This window comes from Agrobacterium tumefaciens (genome assembly GCA_025559845.1).
Lineage (GTDB): Bacteria > Pseudomonadota > Alphaproteobacteria > Rhizobiales > Rhizobiaceae > Agrobacterium.
Window position 1 is genome coordinate 840,563 of record CP048469.1, and the last position, 12,860, is coordinate 853,422.

The window sequence follows — 12,860 nt, forward strand, 5'->3', positions numbered from 1 at the left end:
TGCCAACGGAGTTTCGAATGCACGGTTCAGCTATCGGCTCGTCTGTCGTAGTCAGCGATGAAGACAGGGTTCGCCTGGTCGAAAAGGAAACTGTCTGGAAGGGCTTCGTGCACATGCAGAAGCTCATCTTCGATCAGCGCATGCCGGATGGTAAGGTTATCCGCATCACCCGCGAGGTTCATGATCACGGCACGGCCGCAGCCATCCTGCTTTACGATCCGTCGCGGGACAGCGTGGTGATGGTGCGCCAGTTCCGCCCCGGCGTCTTCGTCAACGGCGATCCGGCGTTCATGATCGAAGTTCCCGCCGGTCTGCTGGACGACGACGACGCGGCGGAGGCCGTACGCCGCGAGGCGATGGAAGAATCCGGTTATGCGGTTGAAAAGGTGCAGTATCTCTTCGACATGTATGCCAGCCCCGGCACCCTGACGGAGAAGGTCAGCCTGTTCGTTGCCCGCATCGATCTTGACGTCAGGGCGGGTGAGGGCGGCGGTCTGGACGAAGAAGGTGAGGATCTCGAAATTCTGACCTACACGCTGGACGAGGCGTTCTCGATGATCGCTTCCGGTGAGATCACCGATTCCAAGACGATCATTCTGCTGCAATGGGCGATGCTCAACCGTCAGCAGTTGCGCTGAGGGCAATGTGGGCTCAAGAGCTCTTTTTCAGTTGTAATGTGTGGCCGGTGTGAAGCGATGCTTCACGCCGAGACGATGAGTGCCGTCGCATCCGTATTGCCGGCTTCGCTGATGGCGCGGCCGTTTTCCATACGCACTTTGCCTTCCGCAAGATGTTTGAGCGCCAGCGGATACAGTTGATGCTCGACGGTCAGAACGCGTGCAGCCAGCGTGTCGGCCGTGTCATCAGCCAGAACCGGCACGGCCGCCTGACCGATGACCGGACCCTCATCCATGCCCTCAGTCACGAAATGTACGGTGCAACCGGACACCTTCATGCCGCTGTCGATGGCACGCTGATGCGTGTGCAGACCGGGAAACAGTGGCAGCAGGGAAGGGTGGATATTGATGATCCGGCCTTCGTACGGATTGATGAAGTCGCCGGAGATCAGGCGCATGTAGCCCGCAAGGCAGATGATATCGGGAGCGATCTCTCCGAGTGCGGCCAGAATGGCGGCCTCGTGTTCGGCCTTGCTGGTGTAGTTCTTCCGTTCGAAGGCAAGGGTTGGAATGCCAAGCGCTTGCGCTTTGGCCAGTCCGCCGGCCGATGCCCTGTCGGAGATCACGCAGGCAATCTCCGCCGGAAAGTCCGCGTCCTGACAGGCTTTCGCAAGCGAGAGCATGTTCGATCCGCCGCCGGAAATGAAGACGACGACGCGCTTGCGAGCGGCCGAGGACGCAGGGCTTGTCATAGGCCGAGCGTACCCTTGTAGATCGTGCCGTGTGCGCCCTCAGCGCGGGCAACCATACGGCCGAGCGGGAAGACGGTCTCGCCTTCAGCGGTCAGTACGTCCGTGACCTTTTCGGCATTTTCTGCCGAGACGACAACGATCATGCCGACGCCGCAGTTGAAGGTGCGCAGCATTTCGGTTGCTTCTACGCCGCCCGTCTTGGCGAGCCACGAGAAGACTGCCGGAACCTTGATCGAAGCAAGATCGATTTCAGCGGCAAGGTGCTTCGGCAGAACGCGCGGAATGTTTTCCGGGAAGCCGCCGCCGGTGATGTGCGCCAGAGCCTTCAAGGCACTCGTCTCGCGGATCGCCTTCAATAGCGGCTTTACGTAGATGCGTGTTGGTGTCAGCAGGGCTTCGCCGAGCTTCTTTCCGTCGGCGAAGGGCGCCGGTGCATCCCAGCCGAGGCCGGACAGCGAAACGATCTTGCGAACCAGCGAGAAGCCGTTGGAGTGAACGCCGGAAGAGGAGAGGCCGAGAATGACATCGCCTTCGGCAATGTCGCCCGCAGGCAGAAGCTGGCCACGTTCCGCAGCGCCGACAGCAAAGCCGGCAAGGTCATAATCGCCATCCGAATACATGCCTGGCATTTCGGCGGTTTCGCCGCCGATCAGCGCACAGCCGGACTCGCGGCAGCCAGCGGCAATACCGGAAACAATGGCCGCACCCTGATCCGGGTCAAGCTTGCCGGTGGCAAAGTAGTCGAGAAAGAACAGCGGTTCTGCGCCCTGAACGACGAGGTCGTTGACGCACATGGCGACGAGGTCGATACCGACCGTATCGTGGTAGTCTGCGTCGATGGCGATCTTGAGCTTGGTACCGACGCCATCATTGGCCGCAACCAGAACCGGATCGGTAAAGCCGGCTGCCTTGAGGTCGAACAGGCCACCGAAGCCACCGATTTCGCCATCCGCACCCGGGCGCCGCGTCGAGCGTACCGCCGGTTTGATCTTCTCGACCATCAGGTTGCCGGCGTCGATATCCACACCTGCGTCACTATAGGTAAGACCGTTCTTGCCCGACTGGCTCATGGCTCTCGTCTCCGCTGGTTCCGTTGGCGTCGCCATTCGCATGAGACGGGGGCATATGCAAGGGTAAGAGTGGCAAAAGCTCCCGTTTTTAACGGGTTTGCGCCTGCCGCCGGTCGTCTGTTCGGGATTAGTTCGCGGCGACGCGACAAACGAGATTGAGAAGGCCGTCGCGCGACGTGTCCGAATTTTCGTCGATGGGCCGCCCATCTTCACCGTAACGGGCAACGATCTCGAAACCCGCGGCTTCCAGTTGCCGCGTCTGGTTGGCCAGATCGATGAAATAGAACAGGCCACTCCACCGATGTGCCTGATCGACCAGAATGGCATACTCTTCCGTCTTGTGCGTCTGTTGTTGCAGGCGCAGATAGTTCAGCCAGCTTTGCGGGTGAAACGAGTTCACCACCTCACGCGGCCGCCAGGAACGGGCGTGCAGGGGCATGCCGCCGGCACGCGCCCAGTTTCTGTTGTGGAAGGAAAAGATGAAGTAGCCGCCAGGTGCGAGGATTTTCCGCGCAGAATGAATGATCGACAGCCGGTCCACGTGGCCGAACGCGCTGAGGATGGCGAGGGCGCCAAGCACGCAGTCGAACCGCGCTTCGCCGAACTCGCCGATGGCCCGCACGTCCATGTCGAGAAAGGTTGCTGTGGGAAAGTTGCGCCGAGCCAGCGCCAGCATGGGCTGCGACCGGTCCACGCCGACATAGTCACCGACCAGTGGCAAGAGCGGTTTCGTCGTTCTGCCCGTTCCGACGCCGAGGTCGAGAAGGCGCTTGCCGGCATAGGCATGACGGAATTGTTCAAGGATGATCCGTTCGGCCGGATAAAGCTGCTGGTTGTCATACCAGGCGGCCACATCAGGATGGTCGAATAGTCCAGCATTGTGCTCCGCCATGCTGGTTTCATTCACGCTTTGCATTGTTTCCCCCAGGCCAACAACGATCGCTGAACACGAAATTACTTGCGTAATACTTATCTAATATTCAATGGCGGTCAACCGATGGTTTATCGACAACCGTGGAGGAGCGCGCTCGTTGAGGCGCGCGGTCTTGACCATGCGCGCCCCTGCATCCTATCTCCATCGGGATGGATGACGGCAGAGCGGCAAGAGGATGAGCGGATGCAGCAACATGTAAGCGGTACGAATCTTCGCCGACAGGTATTCTTCTGGCTCGGCGCGCTTATTCTCTTCATCGTTTTTCTGACGATCTTCAGCTCCATTCTCTTGCCCTTCGTGGCGGGCATGGCGCTTGCCTATTTTCTCGATCCGGTTGCGGACTGGCTTGAGCGCCGCGGTTTGAACAGAATGATGGCGACGGTCGTCATTCTCATTTCCTTCGTGCTGTTGTTTGCGCTGTCGCTGATCATCATCATTCCGCTGGTCGTGGCGCAGGCATCGGAGTTCATCACCCGCATTCCACAATATATCTCGTCCCTGCAGCAGCTTATTGCAGGTGCCGACACCAACCTTCTGCCCGATTGGGTCAGCAGCCAGATCGATGCGGTGAAGGAGAACTTCTCCAAGCTTCTGGCCGAAGGTGCCGGCTTTATCGGAACGCTGCTGACGCAGATCTGGAACTCCGGCAAGTCGCTCGTCGATGTCGTTTCGCTTCTGGTCGTCACGCCGGTGGTTGCATTCTACCTCTTGCTCGACTGGGACCGCATGATCGACAAGGTGGATAGCTGGATACCGCGCGACAGCGTCCATACGGTGCGTCAGATCGCCCGCGACATGGACAAGACCATTGCCGGTTTCGTGCGCGGGCAGGGCTCGCTCTGCCTTATCCTGGGTGTCTATTACGCCGTCGGCCTGTCGCTGGTCGGCCTCAATTTCGGACTGTTGATCGGCCTTTTTTCCGGCCTTATCAGTTTCATCCCCTATGTCGGCTCGATGGTCGGTCTCATTCTTGCGGTCGGCGTGGCCGTCGTGCAGTTCTGGCCGGATTATATCTATGTCGTTCTGACACTGGTGGTGTTTTTCTCCGGGCAGTTCATCGAGGGCAATATTCTGCAGCCGAAACTGGTTGGTAGCAGCGTTGGTCTGCATCCCGTCTGGCTGATGTTTGCGCTGTTTGCTTTCGGTGCGCTTTTTGGCTTTGTCGGCCTGCTCGTGGCGGTTCCGGCGGCTGCGGCCGTGGGTGTGCTTGTCCGCTTCGCCTTGTCGCGATATCTTCAGAGCGATCTTTACCATGGGCATGGCGCAAACTTTCCCTGGCAGGAACAGGAAGTGCCCCAGGAAAAGAGCGATTCTCAGAGCTGATCGATGACTGACCCAATTAAAACCGATAACGCCCGGCTGAGCGCCGAGCAGCTTCCGCTCGTATTTTCGCACCAGTCCGCGCTCGGACGGGACGACCTTCTTGTGTCCGCGCCTCTGGAGGCTGCCGTCAGCCTGGTTGATGAATGGCCAAACTGGCCGTCGCCCGTCGTGGTGCTGGCCGGGCCGCCAGGCTCCGGCAAGTCGCATCTGGCGAATATCTGGAAAAATATCAGCGGCGCTCAGGAAATCTATCCGAAAACGGGTGCGGATGTAGCGCGGCTGGCGCAGGCCGGGCCGGTGCTTTTCGAAGATGCCGACCGCCGCCGGTTTGACGACACCGAACTCTTCCACGTCATCAACAGCGTACGCCAGCACGGTACGGCACTTCTGGTCACAAGCCGTCTTTGGCCTTCCGCGTGGCAGGTTACGCTGCCGGATTTGCGCTCCCGTCTGAAAGCGGCCACCGTCGTGGAAATCGGGGAACCTGACGAGGCGTTGCTGGGCCAGGTGCTGATGAAGCTTTTTGCCGACCGGCAGCTTTATATGGACGACAAACTGATCGCCTATATCGTCAACCGCATGGAGCGTTCGCTCGATACGGCGCAGACCATTGTCGACAGGATCGACCGGCTGGCGCTGTCGCGGGCAACACGCATCACGCGTCCGCTGGTTGCCGAGGTTCTCAATGCATTTGGCAGCGGACCGGAGCCCGACTGATGGCTGTTGAATAACTGTCACAGTTCCGTCGTCAAACTGTTATACGGGCAGTGGCACAATCACGAAATTGGGGAATCGGATGGACGCGGCAGGGCAGGAAAGCATGAACATGGTGCAGACGCTGAACGAGGGCGAGGATCTCTGGAATAGCCCGGCACGGTTCATCAACCGCGAGTTTTCCTGGCTCCAGTTCAACCGCCGCGTTCTCGAAGAGACGCTGAACACCGATCATCCGCTGTTGGAGCGGTTGCGCTTCCTGTCGATTTCGGCTGCGAACCTCGATGAATTCTTCATGGTGCGCGTTGCAGGCCTCGAAGGTCAGGTACGCCAGTCGATCACCATCCGTACCCCGGATGGCAAGACCCCGGCCGAACAGCTCGAAGACATCCTGAAAGAAATCGATAATCTGCAGATGGAGCAGCAGGCTTCGCTCGCCGTGCTGCAACAATATCTCGCCAAGGAAGAAATCTTCATCGTTCGCCCCGCAGCGCTTTCGGATGACGATCGCACATGGCTGGAAAACGAGTTCGAAGAGCGCATCTTCCCGGTGCTGACGCCACTGTCCATTGATCCGGCGCATCCTTTCCCGTTCATTCCCAACCTGGGCTTCTCGATGGGCCTGCAGCTCGACAGCGTCAACGGCCGCGAGCCGATGACCGCGCTGCTGCGCCTGCCGCCAGCGCTCGATCGCTTCATCCGCCTGCCGGATGACAAGAACGCCATTCGTTACATCACGCTTGAAGATGTCGTCGGCCTGTTCATTCACCGTCTTTATCCCGGCTACACGGTGCGTGGTTTCGGTACGTTCCGCATCATTCGTGACAGCGATATCGAAGTCGAGGAAGAGGCCGAAGATCTGGTGCGCTTCTTCGAAAGCGCGCTGAAGCGCCGCCGTCGCGGTTCGGTGATCCGCATCGAAACCGATAGCGAAATGCCGCAATCGCTGCGCCAGTTCGTCGTGCATGAACTTGGCGTGCCTGACAACCGCGTTGCCGTTCTGCCGGGCCTTCTGGCCCTCAACACCATCTCGGAAATCGTCAAGGCGCCGCGCGACGATCTGAAGTTTGCGCCTTACAACGCCCGTTTCCCGGAGCGTGTGCGCGAACATGCGGGCGATTGCCTTGCCGCGATCCGCGAAAAGGACATGGTGGTCCACCACCCCTATGAAAGCTTCGACGTTGTCGTGCAGTTCCTGCTTCAGGCCGCGCGCGATCCGGAAGTTCTGGCCATCAAGCAGACGCTTTATCGCACCTCAAACGACAGCCCCATCGTGCGTGCCCTGATCGACGCGGCGGAAGCTGGAAAGTCGGTGACGGCGCTTGTGGAATTGAAGGCCCGTTTCGATGAAGAGGCGAACATTCGCTGGGCGCGCGACCTAGAGCGCGCCGGCGTGCAGGTCGTTTTTGGCTTCATCGAACTCAAGACACATGCCAAGATGTCGATGGTCGTGCGCCGTGAAGATGGCAAGCTCAGAACCTATTGCCACCTCGGCACCGGCAACTATCACCCGATCACGGCGAAGATCTACACGGACCTGTCCTTCTTCACCTGTAACCCGAAGATCGCCCATGACATGGCGAACATCTTCAACTTCATCACGGGTTATGGAGAGCCGGAAGAGGGCATGAAGCTCGCCGTTTCGCCCTATACGCTGCGCCCGCGTATCCTCAAGCACATCAACGAGGAAATCGAGCACGCCAAGAGCGGTGTGCCGGCGGCAATCTGGATGAAGATGAACTCGCTCGTCGATCCCGAGATCATCGATGCGCTTTACCGTGCGAGCGCTGCGGGCGTCGAGGTCGATCTGGTGGTACGCGGCATCTGCTGCCTGCGTCCGCAGGTGCCGGGCCTCTCTGACAATATCCGCGTCAAATCGATCGTTGGCCGCTTCCTCGAACACAGCCGCATCTTCTGCTTCGGCAACGGTTACGGCCTGCCATCCGACAAGGCGCTGGTCTATATCGGCTCTGCCGACATGATGCCGCGCAACCTCGACAGACGTGTTGAAACACTGGTTCCGTTGACGAACCCGACCGTTCACGAGCAGGTTCTTTCACAGATTATGCTGGGCAATTTGATTGACAATCAGCAGAGCTACGAGATACTTGCCGACGGAACGTCCAGGCGCATTGAGGTGCGCAAGGGCGAGGAACCGTTCAACGCGCAGCACTATTTCATGACCAATCCCAGCCTTTCCGGACGTGGTGAAGCCTTGAAATCCAGTGCGCCTAAACTGATAGCCGGGTTGATTTCGTCCCGCAAGAAACAGGCTGAATGACACGATCAGAAGCACAGGGGCGGCTGACCGGCCTTGCCCCCGTTTCCGTTATAGATATCGGTTCGAACTCCGTTCGCCTCGTCGTCTATGAAGGTCTTTCGCGCGCTCCGGCGGTCCTTTTCAACGAAAAGGTGTTGTGCGGCCTTGGCAAAGGGCTGGCCCTGACCGGGCGTATGCACGAGGAAGGTGTCAGCCGCGCTCTTTTGGCGCTGCGCCGTTTTCACAAGCTTTCCGAGCAGGCGCAGGCGCAGCAGCTTTACGTTCTGGCAACGGCTGCCGCACGCGAGGCGGAAAACGGTCCTGATTTCATTCGTGAGGCCGAGGCCATCCTTGGTTGTGAGATCGAGGTACTGTCAGGCGAAAAGGAAGCGCTTTATTCCGCATACGGCGTGATCAGCGGTTTCCATAATCCCGATGGCATTGCCGGTGACCTTGGCGGCGGTTCTCTGGAACTGATCGACATCAAGGGCAAGAGCTGCGGTGAGGGCATAACCCTGCCGCTCGGTGGCTTGCGACTGTCGGAACAGTCGAACGGTTCGCTTGAGAAGGCGACCGTGATTGCCCGAAAGCACGTCAAGTCTTCAGCGGATCTTCTCGCCGCTGGCGAAGGACGAATTTTCTACGCTGTTGGCGGCACGTGGCGAAACATTGCCAAGCTGCACATGGAAATCACCGGTTACCCGCTGCACATGATGCAGGGTTACGAGCTTCCGCTCGATGAAATGCTGCGCTTTCTGGACGAGGTCGTTACCTCCAAGGACAGCAAGGACCCGGCATGGCAGGCGGTCTCCAAGAACCGTCGCTCGTTGCTGCCGTTCGGCGCCATCGCCATGCGCGAAGTGCTCAAGGTCATGAAACCGTCCAAGGTTGCCTTCTCCGCTCAGGGCGTACGTGAAGGTTATCTCTACTCCCTGCTGTCTGAAACGGACCGCGATTCCGATCCTTTGCTGGTGACAGCCGACGAACTGGCAATTCTGCGTGCACGTTCGCCCGAACACGCCCGCGAACTCGCAGACTGGAGCGGTCGGACCTTTCCGGTTTTCGGCATCGACGAGACAGAGGAAGAAAGCCGCTACCGCCAGGCTGCCTGCCTTCTGGCCGACATAAGCTGGCGCGCCCATCCGGATTATCGCGGGCTACAGGCGCTCAACATCATCGCCCATTCGTCCTTCGTTGCGATCAGTCATCCGGGGCGTGCCTATATCGCCCTTGCCAACTATTACCGCTTCGAAGGGCTGAACGACAATGGCACGACGCAGCCTCTGGCAAGCGTCGCCGGCGACCGCTTCCTGGAGCTAGCAAAGCTTCTCGGTGGTCTGTTGCGCGTGGTTTACCTGTTCTCGGCATCGATGCCCGGCGTGGTCGATCACCTGAAATTCCGCAAATCCGACAATCCCGATATCGATCTGGAATTTGTCGTGCCGCATGACTATTGCGACTTCGCCGGTGAACGCCTCGATGGCCGCCTTCAGCAACTGGCAAAACTGACAGGCAAGCGCCTGGCTTTCGTGTTCGAATAACGCGCCAGCACTTTTTCATATCCCATCACATCGATGAGGCGTCGGTTTCAACCGGCGCCTCATTCGTTTCATGGTCAGGCATACGACAGCGATTTATACGTCTATGGGTTGACAAAAATCAGACAAAAACCTGAAGTTATATCCAGGGGGATCGTTGGAGGACGATAGAGGAGAGCATGGCCAGATTGCCGCTTTCGCTTCTCGTCTTATCCTTGTTTTGACCACGTAAGCGCGGCGTACAGATGAAGCGCGCTTGCCGTTGAGTATCCACGACATTCCCCAAAGATGCAGCGAGCCAAAGTCTTGGACAAGGCATCAACGACAGGAGTTGCCGTATGGACTTCATATCCGCTCAGACACGGGTGGTCGAAACCGTCGTTCCCTGCATTGGTGTCGACGGCTGGGAGCAGATTTTCATCGATGCCGAAATCGCCGAAGATGAAGACGATTATTCGCTGAGCACAGTCAGTTTCGCCATTGTGCGGGCTGAAGATGGGCAATCGGCCAAACACCCGTTTTCCATCGACGCCGCTGGACAGGACGCCATGCTGGCACTTTATGCGCAGCGACACGAGGCCGGTGACGAGATCACCGGTTTCGACCTGACCATCGAACCTGATGACCGCTTCCGTTTTCGTTTCAGCCATGACGAACCGAAACGCGCCCTTGGCAAGTGGGATGCCGCAAAGGCCGCGCGTCTGCAGAACTATCTCGGGCAATACGACAAGGCCGGAAGGCAGACATGACAGACGCTGATCCCTACGCAATCATCGCCCGTCATCTGCTCGGGAACATACCGGCCGGTTGGCTGAAAGCGTGGATCGAAGGAGAAATGGGTGAGGGCTACAGTGATCTGCTGTTCGTCTATCCGACAACGGACAAGGAGCGCAATTATTTCGTTCCTTCCTATGAGGACAACGAAATCATCCATGACCGGTTGGTGGAACTGCGCGACGGCTTGCAGCAGGAGGGCCGGGGAAAATGGTCGCGTTTCGTTTTCATGCTGCAGCCGGATGGGTCATATCATCTGCAGCTCGACTATGACGATTAAGCCCGAATTTCGTTGAGCGACGTTGGCCGGTACAAAACAAAACGCCCGGCTCTGTGCCGGGCGCTTCGTTTCAGATCTGCGGTAAAAGGCTTATTTTGCCTCGAGCAGTTCCTTGACTTCGAGCAGGACGAACTCGTTGTCGTCAGCCTTGTCGAGTGCACGGCCTGCCGAGAATGGCAGGTTGTTGTCGTTGCCGACGATGATGTGCGTGGCGTCGACGCGGTCGACGTTCTCGATGGTCACGAACGGCATGTCGTAGAAACCTTCGCCGCCGCCCTGGCGCTTCTTGTTGTCAGGATCGGCGATCTTCAGGAGATCGATGTAACCGATCTTGCGGGCTGCCTTGCCGACATTGGTGTCGTTGAATTCGATCTTGTAGATGCGCTTGACCTTGGAAGGCACGGCAAAGCAGGTCACTTCCGGTTTCTTCGGGTCGGCGCAAGCCTTGTCGGCGGTGCCGGCGCCGTTGTCGCGTTCGATCACGAGACCCGTGGTCGCATCCAGCATGTTGAAGTCACCGATGGCTTCGCCACCTTCTGCCAGCGGGTACAACCAGGTACGGCCGGTCCACTTCTTCGACGCGACGTCAAGTTCGATGATCCGCAGGCCGGTTGCGCCGTCTTCGGTCTTTTCCACCTGGCCGTCGGTGTTGTAGAGCGGCCCTTCCAGCAGGCCGTAGAGCTTGCTGCCGTCCGTGGACATGGCCATGCCTTCAAAGCCGCCCGAACGCTTCAGGTTGAAGCCCGGCAGTTTCTGGGTCGGGTTGCCTGGCAGGGTCAGGATCGGGTTGTCGGGAGACTTGACATCGATGTCGCCTGCCTTGGTGGCGATAACGTCGGTCAGTTTGCCGTCGCGGGTAAATTTCAGAACGTATGGGCCGAACTCTTCGGCAACCCAGAAGCCGTCAGCAACGGGCTGAATGGACTCGACGTCGAAATCGGCGCCGGTCAGATAGCGCTTGTCCGAACCTTCCATGACGATCGGGAAGGGGGCTTTTTTGTCCGGGTCGGACAGGAACACGGTTTCAAGCGCATTCACCTTGCCCTGATCCCAGTCGAACTTCAGGTGATGCAGCATCAACATCGCGTCGCTCGAATTGAGCTTCGAGCCGAAGCCGTTGTCGGAGAGGCTCCAGAACGTGCCGTCATCCATGGCCTTGATCCCGGAAAAACCCTGCATCGGTTGACCGTTGAAAGGTATGGAAAGGCCGGTCGGGCGCACGCCGTCCTGGCCGGGAACCGTCTCAAGCCCTTCGGCGCGCTTGCGGTCGGAGGTCGTGAATTTTGCCGACGTCTTCAGATGCTCCGGTGCATCGGCTGGCGCTGCAATGATCGTTTTGGCCGGCAGGATGGCATGCGAAACCAGCTTTGCCGGAAACTCTTTTTCGGCGGCGTTGGCCGTGCCGACCAGCGCGAGAACAGCGCAAGAAGCGACGAGAATATGTTTCATGGTGAAGAACCCCCTCGGAGACCTGTTGAGACAGGTTCGATCCGATAGGGGCGGCATGTGACAGTCAGGTGATCTCAGTTTGAAGCTTTGATGAATTTAGCTTGCGATAGCAACCTGCGAGACCGCGACCGGATATTTGCTCAGCGTGCACACACCCAGCGTCTGGCCGCGTCCCTTGACCGCGTGTTCGCCCAGATACTCGCTGCGCACGCCTTTCGGCAGCACGATCTGGTGAGCGAGATCGGCAGAAATCAGGATTGGATGCCCCAGCATCTTGCTCAGCGATTCAAGCCGTGCGGTTGTGTTCACCGTATCGCCGAAATAGGTGATCTTGTGGTGGTCGACGCCGATTTCGGCGGTGATGACGGGGCCGCCATGAATGGCAAAGCGCAAGCGCGGCACTTCGCCGAATCGTTTCAGCCAAAGATCGCGCTTGTCTTCTATGGCGCCCAGAATATCGAAGACGCAATTGATGCAGGCTGCGCGCCGAACGGCAAGGTGGTAGGGCCATGTAACGATGGCCGCGTCGCCGATATAATCATCGATGACGCCGCCGAATTTCCGGACCGGCGCGGCATAGGTGGCAAAAATTTCGCCGAGGAACTCCTGCGCTTTCAGGTCACCGTTGGTTTCCGCGAAGGAGGTCGAGCCGACGAGGTCGATGAACAGGAAGACACGGTCTTCGCTCACCGGACGACGGTAGCGGCCGAGAATGAGGTCGGTGAAGATGTCACGCCCGAGCAGTTCGCGCACTCGCATGATGAAGACGATGATGCCGCAAACGACGAGTGTGAAAACAAGGGTCTGTAGCTCGGCATGAACGGCCCGTCGCCAGGTGCCCGGAAAGATGCCGCTTGCCCAGAGAATCGTGCCGCCAAGCCCGAAGCCGCAGAACACCAGGACCGCATAGATCAGAAAACCGATGGCGATATAGACCGGTGTTGGCAGGGCGCTGACCCGTCGGGCAAGTCCCGGCATTATGTAACCGCGTTCGAACGCCAGAATCGGTGCACAGGCAAACAGCGCATAGGTCGCGCCAATGAATGCACCACCGCCATATTCCAGGAACGCGTATGCGACGCCGCTGCCGGCAACGGCAACGAACAGCACCACGTAATCCAGAATTGGCAGCAGTTTTCTCATTGTGTT

12 protein-coding genes are annotated in these 12,860 nt (G+C 58.7%); 7 read left to right on the forward strand and 5 right to left on the reverse strand.

Annotation, left to right across the window (positions count from 1 at the left end; genetic code table 11):
• Positions 1-17 precede the first annotated feature (17 nt).
• Complete coding sequence (locus FY156_04085) at positions 18-638, forward strand: NUDIX domain-containing protein (GenBank protein UXS00729.1); 621 nt, start codon at positions 18-20, stop codon at positions 636-638.
• A 62-nt stretch (positions 639-700) separates the two neighbouring features.
• Here the strand turns inward: FY156_04085 and FY156_04090 are convergent, their stop codons facing one another.
• From FY156_04090 to FY156_04100, 3 genes are all read right to left on the reverse strand, one after another.
• On the reverse strand, positions 701-1,369 hold the full coding sequence (locus FY156_04090; protein UXS00730.1) for a phosphoribosylglycinamide formyltransferase: 669 nt from the start codon (positions 1,367-1,369) through the stop codon (positions 701-703).
• Entirely contained in the window at positions 1,366-2,439 is a 1,074-nt protein-coding gene (locus FY156_04095) for a phosphoribosylformylglycinamidine cyclo-ligase (GenBank protein UXS00731.1), read from the reverse strand. Before FY156_04095 ends, FY156_04090 begins: the two co-directional genes overlap by 4 nt.
• Positions 2,440-2,566: 127 nt before the next feature.
• A complete protein-coding gene (locus tag FY156_04100) occupies positions 2,567-3,355 on the reverse strand; it encodes a class I SAM-dependent methyltransferase (protein ID UXS00732.1) in 789 nt (262 codons plus the stop codon).
• A gap of 201 nt (positions 3,356-3,556) precedes the next feature.
• Between FY156_04100 and FY156_04105 the strand changes: the two genes are divergently transcribed.
• From FY156_04105 to FY156_04130, 6 genes are all read left to right on the forward strand, one after another.
• The gene (locus FY156_04105) at positions 3,557-4,696 is read left to right on the forward strand and encodes an AI-2E family transporter (GenBank protein ID UXS00733.1); all 1,140 of its coding nucleotides are present in this window, start codon (positions 3,557-3,559) and stop codon (positions 4,694-4,696) included.
• Between the two features lie 3 nt (positions 4,697-4,699).
• Positions 4,700-5,413 (forward strand): hypothetical protein, encoded by a 714-nt coding sequence (locus FY156_04110; GenBank protein UXS00734.1) that lies wholly within the window; start codon positions 4,700-4,702, stop codon positions 5,411-5,413.
• A 79-nt stretch (positions 5,414-5,492) separates the two neighbouring features.
• Positions 5,493-7,691: an RNA degradosome polyphosphate kinase gene (locus FY156_04115; GenBank protein ID UXS00735.1), complete on the forward strand. Its 2,199-nt coding sequence runs from the start codon at positions 5,493-5,495 to the stop codon at positions 7,689-7,691.
• Entirely contained in the window at positions 7,688-9,211 is a 1,524-nt protein-coding gene (gene ppx / locus FY156_04120; protein ID UXS00736.1) for an exopolyphosphatase, read from the forward strand. The genes FY156_04115 and ppx overlap by 4 nt, the downstream gene beginning before the upstream one ends.
• A 335-nt stretch (positions 9,212-9,546) precedes the next feature.
• On the forward strand, positions 9,547-9,957 hold the full coding sequence (locus FY156_04125) for a hypothetical protein (GenBank protein UXS00737.1): 411 nt from the start codon (positions 9,547-9,549) through the stop codon (positions 9,955-9,957).
• The gene (locus FY156_04130; protein UXS00738.1) at positions 9,954-10,262 is read left to right on the forward strand and encodes a hypothetical protein; all 309 of its coding nucleotides are present in this window, start codon (positions 9,954-9,956) and stop codon (positions 10,260-10,262) included. The genes FY156_04125 and FY156_04130 overlap by 4 nt, the downstream gene beginning before the upstream one ends.
• Before the next feature lie 90 nt (positions 10,263-10,352).
• Here the strand turns inward: FY156_04130 and FY156_04135 are convergent, their stop codons facing one another.
• Together FY156_04135 and FY156_04140 are read right to left on the reverse strand one after the other, a co-directional pair.
• On the reverse strand, positions 10,353-11,711 hold the full coding sequence (locus FY156_04135; GenBank protein ID UXS00739.1) for an esterase-like activity of phytase family protein: 1,359 nt from the start codon (positions 11,709-11,711) through the stop codon (positions 10,353-10,355).
• A gap of 96 nt (positions 11,712-11,807) precedes the next feature.
• Positions 11,808-12,854: an adenylate/guanylate cyclase domain-containing protein gene (locus tag FY156_04140; GenBank protein UXS00740.1), complete on the reverse strand. Its 1,047-nt coding sequence runs from the start codon at positions 12,852-12,854 to the stop codon at positions 11,808-11,810.
• Between the last annotated feature and the right edge of the window lie 6 nt (positions 12,855-12,860).

Bases quoted from the DNA above. Each gene is read 5' to 3' on its own strand.
- FY156_04085 (UXS00729.1), top strand. From the start codon at position 18: ATGCACGGTTCAGCTATCGGCTCGTCTGTCGTAGTCAGCGATGAAGAC.
- FY156_04090 (UXS00730.1), bottom strand. From the start codon at position 1,369: ATGACAAGCCCTGCGTCCTCGGCCGCTCGCAAGCGCGTCGTCGTCTTC.
- FY156_04095 (UXS00731.1), bottom strand. From the start codon at position 2,439: ATGAGCCAGTCGGGCAAGAACGGTCTTACCTATAGTGACGCAGGTGTG.
- FY156_04100 (UXS00732.1), bottom strand. From the start codon at position 3,355: ATGCAAAGCGTGAATGAAACCAGCATGGCGGAGCACAATGCTGGACTA.
- FY156_04105 (UXS00733.1), top strand. From the start codon at position 3,557: ATGCAGCAACATGTAAGCGGTACGAATCTTCGCCGACAGGTATTCTTC.
- FY156_04110 (UXS00734.1), top strand. From the start codon at position 4,700: ATGACTGACCCAATTAAAACCGATAACGCCCGGCTGAGCGCCGAGCAG.
- FY156_04115 (UXS00735.1), top strand. From the start codon at position 5,493: ATGGACGCGGCAGGGCAGGAAAGCATGAACATGGTGCAGACGCTGAAC.
- ppx (UXS00736.1), top strand. From the start codon at position 7,688: ATGACACGATCAGAAGCACAGGGGCGGCTGACCGGCCTTGCCCCCGTT.
- FY156_04125 (UXS00737.1), top strand. From the start codon at position 9,547: ATGGACTTCATATCCGCTCAGACACGGGTGGTCGAAACCGTCGTTCCC.
- FY156_04130 (UXS00738.1), top strand. From the start codon at position 9,954: ATGACAGACGCTGATCCCTACGCAATCATCGCCCGTCATCTGCTCGGG.
- FY156_04135 (UXS00739.1), bottom strand. From the start codon at position 11,711: ATGAAACATATTCTCGTCGCTTCTTGCGCTGTTCTCGCGCTGGTCGGC.
- FY156_04140 (UXS00740.1), bottom strand. From the start codon at position 12,854: ATGAGAAAACTGCTGCCAATTCTGGATTACGTGGTGCTGTTCGTTGCC.